Source organism: uncultured Psychroserpens sp. (assembly GCF_947501425.1).
Classification (GTDB): domain Bacteria; phylum Bacteroidota; class Bacteroidia; order Flavobacteriales; family Flavobacteriaceae; genus Psychroserpens.
This window is the reverse complement of the sequence record NZ_CANMVN010000007.1, coordinates 268720-285568: the sequence shown is the minus strand read 5'-3', so window position 1 is coordinate 285568 and position 16849 is coordinate 268720. Positions and strand designations below refer to the sequence as shown.

Genomic DNA, 16849 nt, shown 5'->3' with positions numbered 1-16849 from the left:
GGTTTGTAGTAGAGTATAATGAACCTAATACTGGTACACGTAAAGAATTTAAAGCCCATTTTACCCTGAAAAGATAAAATCAATATGAATCTAAAAAAGTATTGCTTAATAGCAAGTATGGCACTGTTCTCATTTATTGGGACAGCTCAAGAAGGATTACCCATTTATTCAGATTATTTAACAGATAATTATTATCTCATTCATCCATCTATGGCTGGAGTAGCAAATTGTGCTAAAGTTAGATTGACTGCTAGGGCTCAGTGGTTTGGTCAAGAGGAAGCGCCTAATCTACAAACGCTAAGTATTAATAGTAGGCTAGGAGATTCTCCATCTGCCCTAGGTGCTATAGTGTATAATGATAAAAATGGATACCATTCACAAACTGGTGCATATTTAACTTATGCACACCATTTGATGTTTTCAAGAAATGAAATCGATCTTAATATGTTATCGTTTGGATTAAGTGCTGGATTCATTCAGTATAAATTAGATGAAACCGAATTTTTAGCTGACGGTTTTGACCCAATTATTGCAGGAATAGAACAAAGTGCTACCAACTTTAATGTCGATTTTGGATTTTCATATCACTTAATTGATTTCTATGCACACGCAACTGTTAAGAATGTTTTAAATAATGATGGAATCAACTTTAATGAGCAAGGATTAAGTTATGATAACTTAAGAACCTATTTGTTTTCTGCAGGAAATACGTTTAGTAAGTATAATAGCGATTGGAGTTTTGAACCTTCTATCATGTTTATGTATCGTGATGCTACAGAAGAGGCTTCAATTGATATCAATGCGAAGGCTTATAAAACTATGGATTTTGGTAAACTTTGGGGTGGATTATCTTACAGAAGAAGTTTAGATGGTGCAGAGTTTTTAGATGGTTCTGGAGTAAGCAGTCAAAAACTACAGTACTTTACTCCTTTTGTTGGTGTAGATTACAACAATTTTGTTTTTGCTTACACCTATTCTTATCAAGCCAATTCTGTTGTGTTTAACAATGGTGGTTTCCATCAAATCACACTTGGGTATAACTTCAATTGTAGACGAGAGAAGTATGAGTGTAACTGTCCGGCAGTTAACTAAGTCAAGTATTTAAAATATAACATAAAAGTCTCGATAGTATCGAGACTTTTTGCGTTAGCGATGGAGGTATTGTTGAAGCTCTCCAAACTGTTTTGTTTGGAAGCGACTACCGAGAGCGCGACACTCTTTAAATGAGTTAGATTTAAAGAGTGTAACGCCCAGTTAATATTACCAAGTGTATTTCTTTTGTTTGGCTTGCGTTTTAATGGCTTTGATCATAGCGTTTTCTAATCCGTTATTACGTTCTGTTTCTTGGGACTTTAAATACAATCTGCGTTTTTCATTCAATTGCTGAATTTCATTTTGTATTTGTTGACGCTCTTTACGTTTATAGCTAATGTATTGTTTTATTTCTGAAACGCTTTTGTCTTTGAGTTCTTGTGGTAACTCTTCTTTTTTTAAGTCTTGATATTTGAACGTTTTATCTTTTGTAGCATCTACTAGGTCCCATGTTGAGTTTTTATACAAATGAGAACTTTTACTTACGGTTCTACTTACGGCATTTTCTTCGCTGTAACCCATAGCATTGGCATCTTGTTCTGCTTGCAGCTCCATTTTTTTTCGTCCAGCACTACCATAGGCTACATAGGTTTTGTTTAGGTTTTGGTTAAGCTTCAAAATTTTGTCATCATATGGTGTCGCTACATAAGTGGTTGAATGATTATGGTTAATAGCCATATAATCACCATGTGATAAATCTGCACCATCTTTCCAATAGGTTGCTATGCCTTGATTGTAATCGCCACAAAATATTGTATTGACACTAACATCATTTTTATGCGCTTGTTTAGCTGCATCCTGATAGTTTATTTTTCCTTGTGAAAAAGGTTCGTTTCCTGCTATAAAAATGAGCTTTAGGTCATCTTCATTCTTTCCCCAATTTAATTGATTTAACGACGTTTGAATGACTTGACCACAGTATTCATTTCCACCATTAGTTGTTAATGAAAACAACTGTTTAGAGATTTCATCAAGGTCATCACTAAAAGCAAGTACTTGTCTTATAAATCCTTCCTCTCCATTAAGGTTATCGTTTCCGTATTCATAAAGTGCAATTTGGAGGTTAGGTTTATTCGTTCCGCACTTGGCATATGATAATTCATTAACAATATCCCAGAGTTGTGCTTTAGCTTGGTCAATAAGTCCGTCCATACTATTACTAGTATCCAGTAATAAGGCTACTTTGATAAATTGTTTATTAGGATGATGAGTTTTAGTTTCGGCCATAGCCATGTCCTTAGTTGTCTTTTTATCATTGGCGTTGCATGATAAAAAACTAATCATGAACAATGAGATTGCGAATGTTTTAAGTATTGTTTTCATGGGTTTATATTTAATTATTAACGGTCTTTTGTTGTATCGTAGAACCTTCATAGGTTATTCTTTGATCATAAATTGATATGAGTTCTGCTAATTCGTATACATTTTGATAACCATATCCATATAAATTGATATAGGTTGGAATGTTTAGTGCCAGAGTAATGGCTCTTTTTTTCTCTTTTTCGATTTGTTTTTGCTTACTTTTTGGTAAAGCGACTTTACTTGCAAAATTAATTTCATCTCCACTGAAATTATTGTTGCAGTAAATTAGTATGGTTGTGTTTTCATCAGGAATTAGTTCAGCAAGATTATCCTGAGTGAAGTCGGAAAAATTTAAATGAATAGCTCCCTTAATATGTTTTCTATCATACATTTGTTTAGAACGTGTATCTAAAATAACAACACCATCCATTTGGCTTTTCTTTACGAATTCCGCACAGCTAATCAATCTGTTTTTACGATGTTTTTTTACCTTTTTCACTAAAGTTTCAAAATCAGAATAGCTCACTTTAGCCTTTTTAAATTCGGCAGGTCTTTGATCTGTTGTTGAGTTCATCATGATGAACATAAACAAGAATAATGCAGTTGTTTTCATACTATTAATTATTGGTATTTAATGCTTTTATATCTAGTGTTCCATTAGGAGATACGACGTAGTATTTGTGCTTTATTTCAGTTTTAACAATAGGTTTTGGTCCTTCTTCTATTGGTTTAGGTGTATATTGAAGTCTAATATTCATTCCAATTTGTACCACAGGTTCTAAAATGGAAGGATTTACAACAACATCGTAGTTTTCATAGGATAGCGGTTGGTAATAATATGAGGTTTGCTTTTTGGCTGATGTAACTCCTTTTTTCTTCTTAATAGCTTCAAATGACACGCTGTTAAAGGCTTGATAGCTTTGATAAAAGTCTTTTGGAAAATAACAATATTGATCGTCTGCTATTGCAACATTATAATTGGCCAAATCAAAGCCTAAAACTTTATAATAGGCTTTCTTTTCTTCGATAAGCTTTAAAAGTTTTGTTTGAAGATTTTTATACACTTCAGCTATATTTTCAATGTAGTAATCAACCTTTATCAGATTGTAAATTTCACTTTTCGCACAAGCAGTTAAAATACTTTCAAACTGATTGGTTTTTGTAAACTGAATGTGTAGATTTTGTTGTAACTCGAACCCGTTAGGCACTTCAGTATAGGTTTTACTGAACAGTTTTTTTTGAATTTCGATCTCATAATTAGGAACAAAAGAAATCACATCAATAGCAAAGTTATCTTCTGTAATGCCTAAAGATTTTAATTGGTTTTTGACTTTATCTATACGTTCATTCATTAATAAATTAGTACTATCTGCAGTTGCACCAATTTGCGATACATTAAAGATTGCAGTGTAAGTTGTAGCTTCTACATTTTGAAGTGCTTTTACATCGATGAATACTGAGGTTGATGGGCTTAATACCTTGTTGATTTGTTGCTGAACTGTAGGATTATAGATTGTAGCATTGCCAGAATGTAAAATATTCTGTCTTGATATTTGATCATAGTTTCCTTTGTGTTGCGCATTTGTCATTAAAGTACATAAAACGACTAGTAGTATGCTTAGGGCATAATTTTTCATTATTTTTTTCGATTTTTGATTAACAGGGTAAACCTAATAGGATCTTTTTTTAATAAAAATGAATAATGAGTGAGTGTGTATTATGAATGCGTGAAAAGAGGTTTTAGCTTAGTAAACACCTACATTAAGGCAGAAACTTCAAGACGTGTAGCAGTTGTCCATTTTATTTAATCAATTAAAGTGTGTAAGTTTAATCCATTGAAAACCTATTAATGAATAAAATACTAACATATAGTCTGTTCTTTCTATTATTTTTTTCTTTCGGAAATGTAATAGCACAACAAAATCGTGTAGATAAAGAAGAGTTGAAAAACCCTTTTTTGTCCATTAAAGGTTCGGTAAGAGAAAATGATACGTATAAAGCCATTCCAAAGGTAAATATTGAAATCAATGGTGGTGCTTACACAATGACTGATGCTAATGGCTCTTTTATTATTAAAGCTCGTATAGGAGACGAATTGATTGTTAGGCATAAAGATTTTGAAACACTCTACTACATTATTGTTGATAATGATATTATTAATGTAGTGGTAGAACCTGCCGAAGCAAAACCAAAGCAAACGAGTTTTAAAAAAGATACGAAAGCTTTTAATGCTCTGATAGATTCGGTTGGAAAGTATAAAAAAGTAGATGTAGATAAAAGTATTATGTTTGTTGGTGAGGCTTTGTCAAAGAGTACTTCTCAAAAAGAGAATGCAGAAGCTTATGTTATCTTAGGCGATGTATACATGCATTGGAAACAATATGATTTGGCGGTTGTCAATTACAGATTGAGTTTGCAAAATGTAGAAACCAATGAAACCAAATTAGCCTTAGCAGAGGCTTACGGACGTAATAAAAACTATCAAGAAAGTATAGAGACCTATAATGCGCTTAAAAACGAATCGCTGAATAATTATCAAAAAGTTATGCTATATGAAGGACTTGGAGATACTTATTTTAGAATCAAAAACTACGAATCTTCAGTAGATGCTTATAAGACAGGATTAGATATTGCAAACAAACACCTAATTAAACCCAAAATTGTAGATCTTAACTCTAAAATTGCTCAAGCTTACAATAGTGATGGACGAATAGATAAAGCAAAAGGCTTTTTTAATAATTCACTTAATCTGGCAGAAAAAGAAACAAAAAAAAGAGCCTTAGAAGAGAAAGTCACAGTTGCTGATTTTCAAAATACAAGTCGTAATTATTCCGAAGAAATAGAACTTAGAAAGCAGATTATTGAAGATGTGAAAGAAGTGGAGCGAGACTCAGTAATGGAGAATGAAAGTCCTCTAACTTTACAGAAGCAAAATTATAAGATTGGTAATGCTTACTTTTTACAGAAAGACTACGTTAATGCTATCCCTTATCTTGAAAAAAGTAGGGATGAAGCCGATGCTAAAGGAGATTTGGTAGTTAAAAAAGATGCCACAAAGAAAATATCTGATGTATATGCAGATGCTGGCGATTTTGATAAAGCGAGACTAGCTTTTGAAGAGTATAAAAATGTTGTTGACGAGTTGTATATCAAGCGAGAACAAGAACTATCACAAGCAGATATTTTTAGACGAAATATTATAGAGCAACAAAACCGTATTACAAGTTTAGTAGGCGACCGTAAACTTATTACAAGTTTAGCTAGTGAACGAAATAAAAATCAGAAGCTTATCATCTATTCCTTGATCACAGGAATGGTATTACTTCTAATTACAGGGTTTTTTATGTTCAAATATATCAAACAACAACGATTGGCTAATAACTTGCTGGCTTTAAAATCATTGAGAAGTCAGATGAATCCTCACTTTATATTTAATGCTTTGAACTCTGTTAATAGTTTTATTGCGACTAATGACGAACGCACTGCTAATAAATATTTATCAGATTTCTCACATTTAATGAGGGCGGTTTTAGAGAACAGTGAGGAGGATTTTATTCCACTGGAAAAAGAAATTGAGTTACTTGATCTTTATACCAAGCTAGAGCATTTTAGATTCCAGGATAAGTTTGACTACAATATAAAAGTGGATGACGATGTAATGGTTGGTGAATATCAAATTCCGCCAATGCTATTACAACCCTATATAGAAAATGCGGTATGGCACGGACTGCGTTATAAAACTGAAAAAGGACACTTACAGATCACTATTTCAAAGAAAAGTGACACCGAAATAAGTATAACTGTAGCAGATGACGGAATTGGAAGAACACGATCTAAAGATTTAAAAACAGCTAATCAGCAAAAACAAAAATCTAAAGGAATGGGTAATATCAAAAAGCGTGTTGCTATTCTTAACGATATGTACAAAGATAAAGTTGACGTATTTATTGACGATTACCAGGACGCTGAAGATGTCGGTACCAAAGTTGTTGTAACATTAAAAAAAGACTAAATGAAACTAAGATCCATAATTGTAGAAGACGAAGAAACTAGTAGAGCAATACTGAAAAATTACCTCAATAAGTATTGTCCTAATGTTGAAGTGTTGGGAGAAGCTTCTAATATTGAAGAGGCTTTAGTACTCATAAGAAATAATGAGTTAGATCTTGTTTTTCTTGATGTTGAGATGCCTTACGGTAATGCTTTTGATTTGCTGGAAAAGGTTGGAGACATAGACTTTGAAACCATTTTTGTAACTGCGTACAACCACTATGCAATAGATGCTTTAAATGCTCATGCGTCGTATTATTTGATGAAACCTATATCCATAGATGAACTTATTAAAGCTGTAGATTATGTTACCGAAATTAAAACAAAAGAAGACGCATTACAAGATCAGGTATTGGTTCCAAAAACAAATACAGTTAATGGAAAAATCACCATTCCGCAGCAAGATGGGTTTGAGATTCTAGAAACAGCAGACATCTTATATTGTAAAGCAGATGATAACTATACTGAGATCTATCTTAACAACAACAAAAAGAAGTTAGTGAGTAAAACATTAAAGTATTTTGAAGAAGCACTAAGAGATAGTAGTTTTGCGAGAGTTCATAAAAGTTATTTAGTCAATGTAAATGAGGTAAGGAAATACGTGAAAGGTAAAGGAGGAAGTGTGATTTTAAGTAATGGTAAAGAAGTCATGGTGTCTGCCTCTAAAAAATCTGATCTGTTGTCTTACTTTAAGTAATCTTTTTTTTAATACAGGAATTTTTCTACCAGAGTAGCATTATGGTATAAACAATATAAAAATTGAATTCAACTAAAAACTAACACGTGCCAATAATAAAGCCAGTCAATGGCAAACATCCACAAATCCCAGAGGATTGTTTTGTAGCCGAAAACGCAACCATAGTAGGAGAAGTCACCATGGGGAATCATTGTAGCGTATGGTTTAATGCTGTTATACGTGGCGATGTCCATTTTATAAAAATGGGTAATAAGGTCAATGTGCAAGATGGTGCAGTGATTCATGCAACTTATCAAAAATCGCCAACTACTATTGGAAATAATGTGTCTATTGGTCATAATGCACTTGTTCATGGTTGTACCATTCATGATAATGTATTAATTGGAATGGGAAGTATTGTTATGGATGATTGTGTGGTGGAGAGTAATAGTATTATAGCTGCTGGAGCTGTGGTTACTAAAAACACACATATTGAATCTGGAAGTATATATGCTGGTGTTCCTGCAAAAAAAGTAAAAGATATTAGTGAGGCGTTAATTTCGGGTGAGATAGACCGAATAGCCAATAACTACGTCAAATATTCTGGTTGGTATAAATAATTTCTTCGGAAAGGGAGATTTTTAAAAGTCCAAGTACTTCACGGAAAATCTATCATTTAAAATAGCTTTCAGGATTGCTACATTTCCGTTGGAATAAAATGTGTTCTCAGGTGTTTTGTTGCTTGTGTTTAAAAGATTATGAAACTTTAAAACAGCGTGAGTTTGTTTCGCAACAGCTAATCCTGAATCAATGATCTTGATGTGTTTAGGAAGTAATTCTAAAAGCATAGGTATGAGATAAGGATAGTGTGTACAACCCAAAACCAAATAATCTATATTGGCCTCAAGCATAGGTTTCATATAGGTTTGTAAAAGTGCTTTCATTTCATCACTATTGGTTTTCCCCGTTTCTATTAACGGAACAATACCTTCGCCAATCTGTTCAATGATTTTGATACCATTAGCGTATAGATCTGTAGTATTATGAAATAACTCACTGCTTAAAGTTCCTTTTGTAGCAAGAATACCTACCGCTTTTGTTTTCGTATTTAAAGCAGCAGGTTTAATTGCTGGTTCGATACCAATAAAAGGGACATCGTAGGTCTCTCTCAATAATTTCACAGCATTTGTTGTCGCTGTATTACAAGCTACTACAATCAGCTTACAGTTTTTCTCAAGAAGTAGTTCTGTGTTTTTAATACTAAGCTCAATAATCTCAGTATTACTTTTGTTGCCATAAGGAGCATTTTTGCTATCGGCTAAATAGATGGTGTGCTCATTAGGTAGTTGCGCATGTATCTCTTTGAAGATAGATGTGCCTCCTATTCCAGAATCAAATATGCCAATAGATTGTGTGCTCATGTTACATGCTACTTACAAAAATAAAAAAGCCACTTAGTAAAAGTGGCTTCTTCGATTATTTATTTTGAGTATTCTTTTAATTAGAATCCTAATTCTTTCTTTACATCAGCCATTAAATCTGTTCCTGCAGCAACAAGCACACCTCCACCTTGAGTAGAATCTAATACATATTGAAATCCTTGAGCTTTAGCAACTTTATCAATTGCAGCTTTAGCTTTTTCAAAGATAGGCTTTAATAAAGCAGCTTCTTTCTTTCCTAAATCTTCTTGAGCCTGAGCTTGAAATTCACGAATACCTTGCTCCATTTGCTGTACTTCTTGAGCACGCTTGTTATTTTCTTCTTCTGTCTTAGTCTCAACTTCAGCTCTATATTGAGTAACTTTATTTTGAAGTGTCGTCACCATTTCTTTGTATTGTACATCGTAGGTTTTAGATAACTTCTCGATCTCAGCCTGTGCAGCTTTCATCTCTGGCATTGCCTGCACAAGTTCAGTAGTGTTTATATGAGCAACTTTACTTTGTGCTGTTGCAAGACTTGTTGTACCAACAAATAGTATAGCTGCAAATAATAGGGTTTTTAAGTGTTTCATTTTAAAAATTGTTACGTGTTATAATTATTGTTTTTAGTTATCATCAGGAACGGAGTCTGTTTTTTTCTTTTGAGCCTCACGTTCTTCTTTTGCTTTTTTTCTAGCTTCTAATATTTTTCTTTTTCGTTCTTCGAGCGCTTTTTTACGTTCTTCACGATCTTTAATTTTTTGTTGTCTTTTCTCTTCAGCAATTTGTGCAGGCGTTTTAGTACCTGTGTTTGTTTTTGCTTTAGTCGAATCTTGTTCTTTAGTGTTTTTAGCTCTTTCAGCAGTTGGAGTATTTTTTGCGGTATTCGCACTATCTCTTTCTGCTTTAGCCTTAGCTCTCTCGTCTATAATCTTTTGTCGTCTAGCAGCAGCTGCAGCTTTTAAAGAATCTCTTCGCTTTAATTGAGCGGCTTGTCGCTCGGCAATCTGCGCTTCACGAGCTGCTTTTTTATCATCTATGGCCTTTTGGCGCTCGTCTAATTCTTTGTTTGCTACAGGTACAACATCTTCTTTTGCCGCTTTCTTACGATCAGCTCTGGATTTAGCTTGTGTTCGTTTAGCCGAACGCGTAATACTTCTGATTACTAGTTCACTAAGATCAAAACGTTCAGCAGAAAACAACATGACTACATCTGCAGATTTATCAAAAATGAAATCGTATTTTTTACCGTCTGCAATTTCCTGAACAGCTGCAAAAATCTGGTCTTGAATAGGCTGAATCAACTGTTGCTTTTGTATCATCAAATCACCATTTGGTCCAAAACGTTTTTGTTGATAGTCAAGAATTTCAGCTTCTTCAAACGATATATCTTCCAGGCGTTCTTCGTATAATTCTTTGGTTAACAAAACACTTTCGCTGTTTAATTGTTTCTTTTTAGAATCAATATCTGCCAGTCGTTGCTCAATTTCTGTCTTCCATTGTTGAACTTTTTGTTCTAATTGTGCGGAAGCTTCCTGGTATTCTGGGATGTTTTCTAAGATATATTCTGTATCGATATAACCTATTCTAACACCACGTTGTGCATTGGAAACAAAGCTCATTAGACTTATTATGGTCACTAAAAAAAGAACTTTACTTTTCATCTGTAATATTTTATGATTTATGATATGGTCTATAAACTTTAAAACGACAGACTAATTTTACGATTCTGTCATTGTGTTTAGTTTTTCAAATTAACGAAATAAATTCTGAAAAATTTTAACACACGCCTTAAATCGTTATTTTGTTAATAGAAAATATCGTGCCAAAATTAAAATTGTTGTCCGATAATAAAGTGAGTTTCTAGTCCGTTTCTTACAGTTTGCCCTGGTAGAGCGTCAAAACCATAACCAAAATCAATACCTAATAATCCAAATGCTGGCATGAATACTCTAATACCTGCACCAGCAGAACGATTCACGTTAAATGGATTATAGTCTCTAAAATTATCAAACGATGCACCTGCTTCTAAAAACGTTAGTGCATAAATTTTTGCCTGTGCTCCTAAAGTAATTGGATAACGCAATTCAAGAGAGAATTTATTGTAAATAGAACCACCATCTTGAGAAGATAATGATTGGTTTGGATAACCACGTAGTTGAATCACCTCTCTACCATCAAGGGCAAAGTTTCCTAAACCATCACCTCCTAAGAAGAAACGTTCAAATGGGATAACACCTCGATCCTGATTGTAAGCACCCAAAAAACCAAACTCAAAACCAGATTTAAAGACCAGTTTGTCAACAATTCTTGTATACCAATCACCTTTAAATTTAACTTTATAAAACTCTAACCAATTAAAACGTTCCTGATCAATTTCACCAATTCTTTGAACATCATCTGCATTTGTTGGATCTAACGAATCACGCTCATCAGCCAATGCTTTATAATCTACATCATTAAATAATGAATACGGTAAAGACATTTTAGCAGAAATAGCAAAACTTGATCCACCCATTGGATAAATTGGGTCAGTGTATAAATTATTTCTGGTTAAACCAATAGTATATGCTAAGTTATTTGAGTATCCATCTCCAAAAGTAAATAGACCTGTATTGTAATTCTTTAGGTCATAATGTTGAAAACTCAATGCCTGTGATAGCTGGAAATAATCATCTGGTTCTTTTAATCGTTTAGCAATTCCTACAGTAATACCTGTAATATTGAAACGTCTACTTTTATCAGCTCTTCTAGTTAGAGGGTCAAATAAAAATTGTCTTGTATGTGACAAAGACGTCGATAATTGTACAGGACGTTTGCCTCCAAGCCATGGTTCTGAAAAAGAGAAGCTATAGGTTTGAAAGAATTGCGATGCTTGTAAACGCAATGCCAAACTTTGACCATCTCCTGAAGGAATTGGCGTATACGCTTCTTTTTTAAATAGGTCTTTGATGGCAAAATTATTGAACGACAATCCTAGAGTTCCAATAAAACCTCCACCACCATATCCTCCTTGGAGTTCAATTTGGCTAGAACCACGTTCTACAACTTGATATTCAATATCAACAGTACCATCCTGAGTATTGAAATTTTTCATGTTTGGTGTTAATTGCTGAGCATCAAAGAAACCCAATTGACCAAGTTCTCTCAATGTTCTAACAACATTACTCTTACGGTACAACTGACCTGGTTTTGTTCTTAACTCTCTGTAGATAACATGGTCATTTGTTTTATCATTACCAGAAACAGTCACGTTATTGAAATAGGCTGGTTTTCCTTCGGAAATTCTAATCTCCATGTCAATCACATTTCCTTCAGCACTAGTCTCTACTGGGTTAATAGTTGAGAACAAATAGCCACTATCTTGATATAAGTTGGTCAAATCTTGTGCGTCTGGTCTGCTATCATCTGCAATACGTTTGCGTAATTCAACACCATTGTATGTAGAACCTTCCTTTATTTTGAGATAGCTTTCTAAATATTTATCAGAGTATACAGTATTACCTACAAACTTAATCTTACCAAATTTGTACTGTTCTCCTTCCTCAACATTGATAAAAAGCGTAATGGTTTTGTCGTCTTTGTAGACAATTGAGTCTGAAATCACTCTGGCATCTCGATATCCTCTCTCTTTGTAAGCGTCAACAATGCTTACTAAATCTTCTTGGAAATCTTCTTCAATGTATTTAGAGCGTTTTAAGATACGTATCGGATTTTTTTGTTTTGTGTTCTTCATGGCTTTTCTTAGTTTCTTATCAGAAACTTTATCATTGCCATTAAAGTTGATTTTATTGATTTTTACTTTTTCACCTCTATCAATATAGATAAGCATGTCAACTCTGCTTTTTTCGATAGAGTCGTTTTTAACCTCTTTGGTATTGACCGTAACTTTAGTATTTAAGAAGCCTTTTTTCTTATACTTATTGGTGATGTAATTGCGTGTTGTAGTAATTAAGTTTTCTGTAACTTTTCTACCTTGACGTAGGTCATTTTCCTTTTTAAGTTCTTCTACCTTTCCTTTTTTTACACCCTGAATGTTCAGTTCATTAAGTTCTGGAAGATCAAATAGGTTGATTTCAAGATAGGCTTTATTACCTTCAGTTTTTGCCAGATAGACATCTATACTACTAAACAGGTTAGAATCCCAAAGTTTTTTTATGGCATTACTAATTTGTTCTCCGGGAATAATGATCTCTTCTCCAACTTTCAATCGTGAAAAAGAAATAATTGTTGAAGGATTAAAATTGGTGTTACCTGTAATTTGGATGTCTTCAAGGATGTATTTCTGTCCTCGGTTAAAATCGGATTGCTGAGCAGTCACAACAATAGAAGTAATAAAAATTAATACTGTAAGTAGTGACTTAATATATGTTTTCAAAAGTAAGTAGTTAGCTAAGTTGTTCACTTGTTTTTCCAAATCGTCGTTCTCTATTTTGATAATTAATCAAAGCTTCATAAAGGTCCTTTTTCTTAAAATCAGGCCAAAGAATGTCTGTAAAATATAATTCTGCATAAGCAATTTGCCATAATAAAAAATTACTTATCCTTTGTTCACCACTAGTTCTGATTAACAAATCAACATCTGGTAAATCATGCGTGTAAAGATGCTTATTTATAATTGATTCGTCAATACTTTCAACGGAAATTATATTATTTTTAACTTTATCTGTTAATTCTTTTATAACCTTAACAATCTCCTCTCTAGAGCCGTAACTAAGCGCTAAAGTCAGGGTCATGTGGGTATTGTTTTTTGTTTTGTCAATGACTTCTAATAGCTCTTGGTAGGCTTTTTTTGGTAAATCTTTAAGATTTCCAATAGCTAATAAGCGAATATTATTGTCTTGAAGTGTTTTAATCTCTTTCTTCAAAGATTTTACCAGAAGTTTCATAAGTGTTTGTACTTCTAGTTTAGGACGTTTCCAGTTTTCAGTGGAAAAAGCGTAGAGTGTTAGGTTTTTAATACCAATTTCTGCACTGGCCTCTACAACATCTCTTACAGATTTGGTTCCATTTTCATGACCAATAACTCTAAGCATTCCTTTTTGCTTAGCCCAACGACCATTACCATCCATTATGATTGCAACATGATGTGGTAACTTTTTTGGGAGTATTTGATCTTTCAGGTTCATTTAAAAATTACAATAACAAGGTCTTTGACCAAAGGTGTAAGTTAGTGTAAAACCGGTAAATACATACCAGTCATTACTATTAATATTTCCAAAACTAAATTGTTCTCTAAAGTCGGCATCGGGAACGCTTCCATCTAATTCATCAGAGAATGTATAACGTGCTCCGATTTCAAAGCCCAAGATGAGATGATTTGTGATATTTGATTTGATTCCTAAGACCATCGGAATTCCAAAAGCCCAACTATGAGTGTTTTCAGAAGTGTATTCACCAGCATTATCAAAAAAATAATTTGGATGTCTGGCAGTGCTTACTCCTGAAAATAAATATGGAGTCACTTTCAATCCTCCTGAGTGTAAATCAAAATCAAAAAAGGTAAATTCCATTCCAGCTGAAATCTCAAGCAGGTTAGAATCAAAACTATAATCACGAGCAATTCGTCTAGGATCATCAGAATTTTCATCATATCCTTTTAAATCTGAATACATTACAGAAACTCTCCATGAATGTCTCGGACTACGATTCCATTTCAATAATAAACCTAAAGTAGCTGTATTTGGATTGATATAGGTTGTTGGGCCTACATCACCAATTAAATTACTTCCACCAGCAAACACACCAACTTCGTATATTTGAGAGTGGCTAGTTTGGGCAAAACATATACTCAATAAAAATAAGATTAAATACCTCATAAATTTTTAAAAGTTTGCAAATATAATAAATATGAATTGCCTACGGTAATTTGTGGCAAATAGTCTTACAGAAAACAGATTTTGTAAGGTTTTATTGCATATTTGCTGCTTAATTACGCTTGTCTTCTCCCCAAAGCATTTTCTTTCTCAATGTGTCTATAAAACTTTCGTCGAGAAGTTCAACCAGTTTCACATTAAAACTCGCTTTTTTTATGGTAATGAGTGTGGCATTTGATAGCGTAACTATTCTAGAATCTAAAGACATGAGATGTTGATCTTCTCTGCCGTCTACTTTTAACTTTATGATGGTGTCATCTGGAATGACAAGAGGTCTGGCATTTAAATTATGTGGTGCAATAGGTGTTAACACAAAACTATTAGCTTCTGGAGTTATAACTGGTCCTCCACAACTCAAAGAGTAGCCAGTAGAGCCAGTAGGTGTGGAAATGATTAATCCGTCAGCCCAATATGATGTAAGGTATTCATCGTTTAGATGTGTTTCGACAGTAATCATAGATGTCGTGTTCTTTCGGCTTACAGCAATTTCGTTGAGTGCAAAATTTGTTTCTTTTAGTTCGCTGTTTCCAGGATTGGTTTCAACACTAAGTAGTGTGCGTTCAGAGGTTTTGTAATTTCCGTTTAAAACATGAGTTATTGCTGTTTCTATTTCATCAGTTTGAATAGTAGCCAAAAACCCCAATCTTCCTGTATTGATACCAACCATAGGAATTGATAATGCTCTAACATAGGTCACAGCTCTTAAGATCGTACCATCTCCTCCAACACTAATCAGTAGATCAAAGCTTTCATCTAATTCTGAAAAAGTACTGGTAGATTCAGATATTTCTAGACTGGTACAAGCCTGTTTAAAAAAATCTGACTCTATATATATATCAACCTCATGTTTTTGAAGCACATCAATAAGATCTTCAAAAGAATTTAAAGATTTTCCTTCATAATATTGACTATAAATAGCTACCTTCATAATTAGATGTCCAGGTATTTCTTGAGATATTCAGAACGTTCTTTTAAGCTTTCAACATAAGTGTCTTCCTCATGTCCAGATATGATATTATAACTGTAACGTCTAAATGTTTGTATGACATCATTAAGTCCTGAGTTTCCAATTTTTAAAGTGATCTGTACCACATCGCTTTCCATTTTAGAAATAAAAGCACCAAGAATTTTAGCATCATTAGATTCTACAATCTGACTTATCTCACTGAAGGAGTAGTCCTGAACACCTTTTTCAACTATTAGAATGCCACCTGGTTCAGCAAAAAATGGTGTCTCATTAAATAGACCAATAATATCACTTAATTCATAATATCCTAAATAATTGTTACGTTCATCAAGCACAGGCATGATATTACAATTATTTTGTGCAAATGTCTCAAGAACATCTAACCAATTAGTATGAGGTCTTACAAAAAAAGCTTCGAGAACATAGTTACAGTCAGCAATCGTTTTTGTGGCTTCAAAACAGTGCGCATCAGTTTCCGAAATGCAACCTTGATACGTACCATTATTTTCGACAGGTATGTGCGAATAAGTCAACTCGTTAAATATCATTTGAACATCACTTACCATATCGTTTATGTTAAGTGGTTTGATGTCGTTAATAATGTATTCTCTTAAAGGCATAATGATCTAAAATTCTTGTGCAAATTAATTAAAAATAACCATAAAAATGCATGAACTTGTTTGTATTTTTGTGAGACAAATACAAGTTATGACAAAGTTAAGTGTAAATATTAATAAGATAGCTACGCTAAGAAATTCAAGAGGTGGAAATACACCTAATGTAGTTCAGTTTGCTAAAGATGTTCAGCGTTTTGGAGCCGAAGGTGTTACTGTTCATCCAAGACCTGATGAACGCCATATCAGATATCAGGATACAAGAGATCTAAAGCCAGTGGTATATACCGAATTTAATGTGGAAGGAAATCCCATCCAATCCTTTATGGATTTGGTTTTAGAAGTCAAGCCTACTCAGGTTACTTTGGTTCCTGACGCTGTTGATGCGCTAACCTCAAATGCAGGTTGGGATACGATTACTCATAAATTGTTTCTTACTGAGGTGATTTCAGAATTTAAATCTAATGGTATTCGAACCTCTATATTTGTAGATCCAGTTCTAGACATGATTGAAGGTGCAAAAGCTACAGGAACAGATCGTATCGAATTATACACCGAAACATTTGCTCATCAATACGGCTTAGGAAATAAAAAGGCTATAGAACCGTTTACTGAAGCGGCTCAATTAGCTAATGATATAGGTCTGGGTGTCAATGCAGGACATGATCTATCCTTAGATAATATTCAATTTTTTAAACAGAATGTTCCGGGATTATTAGAAGTGTCTATTGGTCACGCTCTTGTTTCTGAAAGTCTATATTTAGGGGTCGAAAATGTAATTCAAATGTATCTACAACGTTTAAAGTAAGTTTGCTGTTGCATCGAGGGCTGTCGAGAGGTCTTCTAAATTCAAA

The 16849-nt window shown here is 33.6% G+C and carries 16 protein-coding genes; 5 read left to right on the top strand and 11 right to left on the bottom strand.

What is annotated here, in order from left to right; translation table 11 throughout:
• Positions 1-84 precede the first annotated feature (84 nt).
• The gene (locus tag Q0951_RS12695; protein ID WP_299337383.1) at positions 85-1092 is read left to right on the top strand and encodes a type IX secretion system membrane protein PorP/SprF; all 1008 of its coding nucleotides are present in this window, start codon (positions 85-87) and stop codon (positions 1090-1092) included.
• Positions 1093-1260: 168 nt separating this feature from the next.
• On the opposite strand, the gene Q0951_RS12690 is transcribed toward Q0951_RS12695, so the two are convergent.
• The 3 genes from Q0951_RS12690 to Q0951_RS12680 are packed head-to-tail and all read right to left on the bottom strand — an operon-like array spanning position 1261 to position 4031.
• Entirely contained in the window at positions 1261-2415 is a 1155-nt protein-coding gene (locus Q0951_RS12690; protein WP_299337382.1) for a VWA domain-containing protein, read from the bottom strand.
• Positions 2416-2425: 10 nt separating this feature from the next.
• Positions 2426-3007: a rhodanese-like domain-containing protein gene (locus tag Q0951_RS12685; RefSeq protein WP_299337380.1), complete on the bottom strand. Its 582-nt coding sequence runs from the start codon at positions 3005-3007 to the stop codon at positions 2426-2428.
• A gap of 4 nt (positions 3008-3011) precedes the next feature.
• Positions 3012-4031 (bottom strand): SIMPL domain-containing protein, encoded by a 1020-nt coding sequence (locus Q0951_RS12680; RefSeq protein ID WP_299337378.1) that lies wholly within the window; start codon positions 4029-4031, stop codon positions 3012-3014.
• A 212-nt stretch (positions 4032-4243) separates the two neighbouring features.
• Here Q0951_RS12680 and Q0951_RS12675 point away from each other — a divergent pair, with 212 nt between their 5' ends.
• From Q0951_RS12675 to Q0951_RS12665, 3 genes are all read left to right on the top strand, one after another.
• Entirely contained in the window at positions 4244-6406 is a 2163-nt protein-coding gene (locus Q0951_RS12675) for a histidine kinase (protein ID WP_299337376.1), read from the top strand.
• The gene (locus Q0951_RS12670) at positions 6407-7141 is read left to right on the top strand and encodes a LytTR family DNA-binding domain-containing protein (protein ID WP_299337374.1); all 735 of its coding nucleotides are present in this window, start codon (positions 6407-6409) and stop codon (positions 7139-7141) included. It abuts the gene before it with no gap.
• A gap of 86 nt (positions 7142-7227) precedes the next feature.
• Positions 7228-7740, top strand: a complete 513-nt coding sequence (locus Q0951_RS12665; RefSeq protein ID WP_299337372.1) for a gamma carbonic anhydrase family protein — start codon at positions 7228-7230, stop codon at positions 7738-7740.
• Between the two features lie 21 nt (positions 7741-7761).
• On the opposite strand, the gene murI is transcribed toward Q0951_RS12665, so the two are convergent.
• The 8 genes from murI to Q0951_RS12625 form a co-directional block, all read right to left on the bottom strand.
• The gene (gene murI / locus Q0951_RS12660; protein ID WP_299337371.1) at positions 7762-8541 is read right to left on the bottom strand and encodes a glutamate racemase; all 780 of its coding nucleotides are present in this window, start codon (positions 8539-8541) and stop codon (positions 7762-7764) included.
• A gap of 80 nt (positions 8542-8621) precedes the next feature.
• Positions 8622-9131: an OmpH family outer membrane protein gene (locus tag Q0951_RS12655; protein WP_299337369.1), complete on the bottom strand. Its 510-nt coding sequence runs from the start codon at positions 9129-9131 to the stop codon at positions 8622-8624.
• A gap of 33 nt (positions 9132-9164) precedes the next feature.
• Positions 9165-10160 carry an OmpH family outer membrane protein gene (locus tag Q0951_RS12650; protein WP_299337367.1) on the bottom strand — a complete coding sequence of 332 codons (996 nt, stop codon included), beginning with the start codon at positions 10158-10160 and terminating at the stop codon, positions 9165-9167.
• Positions 10161-10369: 209 nt separating this feature from the next.
• Positions 10370-12916: an outer membrane protein assembly factor BamA gene (gene bamA, locus Q0951_RS12645; RefSeq protein WP_299337365.1), complete on the bottom strand. Its 2547-nt coding sequence runs from the start codon at positions 12914-12916 to the stop codon at positions 10370-10372.
• Between the two features lie 10 nt (positions 12917-12926).
• On the bottom strand, positions 12927-13667 hold the full coding sequence (locus Q0951_RS12640; RefSeq protein WP_299337363.1) for an isoprenyl transferase: 741 nt from the start codon (positions 13665-13667) through the stop codon (positions 12927-12929).
• Positions 13668-14357, bottom strand: a complete 690-nt coding sequence (locus Q0951_RS12635; protein WP_299337362.1) for a DUF6089 family protein — start codon at positions 14355-14357, stop codon at positions 13668-13670.
• 109 nt (positions 14358-14466) lie between these two features.
• Positions 14467-15342 (bottom strand): NAD kinase, encoded by an 876-nt coding sequence (locus Q0951_RS12630; RefSeq protein WP_299337361.1) that lies wholly within the window; start codon positions 15340-15342, stop codon positions 14467-14469.
• Between the two features lie 2 nt (positions 15343-15344).
• Entirely contained in the window at positions 15345-16001 is a 657-nt protein-coding gene (locus Q0951_RS12625) for a CBS domain-containing protein (RefSeq protein ID WP_299337360.1), read from the bottom strand.
• Positions 16002-16089: 88 nt separating this feature from the next.
• On the opposite strand from Q0951_RS12625, the gene Q0951_RS12620 reads away from it, so the two are divergent.
• Positions 16090-16803, top strand: coding sequence for a pyridoxine 5'-phosphate synthase (locus Q0951_RS12620; protein ID WP_299337359.1), 714 nt, complete (start codon positions 16090-16092; stop codon positions 16801-16803).
• Positions 16804-16849 lie beyond the last annotated feature (46 nt).

Coding starts and splice junctions, on each gene's coding strand:
- Q0951_RS12695 (WP_299337383.1), top strand. CDS start 85: ATGAATCTAAAAAAGTATTGCTTAATAGCAAGTATGGCACTGTTCTCA.
- Q0951_RS12690 (WP_299337382.1), bottom strand. CDS start 2,415: ATGAAAACAATACTTAAAACATTCGCAATCTCATTGTTCATGATTAGT.
- Q0951_RS12685 (WP_299337380.1), bottom strand. CDS start 3,007: ATGAAAACAACTGCATTATTCTTGTTTATGTTCATCATGATGAACTCA.
- Q0951_RS12680 (WP_299337378.1), bottom strand. CDS start 4,031: ATGAAAAATTATGCCCTAAGCATACTACTAGTCGTTTTATGTACTTTA.
- Q0951_RS12675 (WP_299337376.1), top strand. CDS start 4,244: ATGAATAAAATACTAACATATAGTCTGTTCTTTCTATTATTTTTTTCT.
- Q0951_RS12670 (WP_299337374.1), top strand. CDS start 6,407: ATGAAACTAAGATCCATAATTGTAGAAGACGAAGAAACTAGTAGAGCA.
- murI (WP_299337371.1), bottom strand. CDS start 8,541: ATGAGCACACAATCTATTGGCATATTTGATTCTGGAATAGGAGGCACA.
- Q0951_RS12655 (WP_299337369.1), bottom strand. CDS start 9,131: ATGAAACACTTAAAAACCCTATTATTTGCAGCTATACTATTTGTTGGT.
- Q0951_RS12650 (WP_299337367.1), bottom strand. CDS start 10,160: ATGAGCTTTGTTTCCAATGCACAACGTGGTGTTAGAATAGGTTATATC.
- Q0951_RS12640 (WP_299337363.1), bottom strand. CDS start 13,667: ATGAACCTGAAAGATCAAATACTCCCAAAAAAGTTACCACATCATGTT.
- Q0951_RS12635 (WP_299337362.1), bottom strand. CDS start 14,357: ATGAGGTATTTAATCTTATTTTTATTGAGTATATGTTTTGCCCAAACT.
- Q0951_RS12630 (WP_299337361.1), bottom strand. CDS start 15,342: ATGAAGGTAGCTATTTATAGTCAATATTATGAAGGAAAATCTTTAAAT.
- Q0951_RS12625 (WP_299337360.1), bottom strand. CDS start 16,001: ATGCCTTTAAGAGAATACATTATTAACGACATCAAACCACTTAACATA.
- Q0951_RS12620 (WP_299337359.1), top strand. CDS start 16,090: ATGACAAAGTTAAGTGTAAATATTAATAAGATAGCTACGCTAAGAAAT.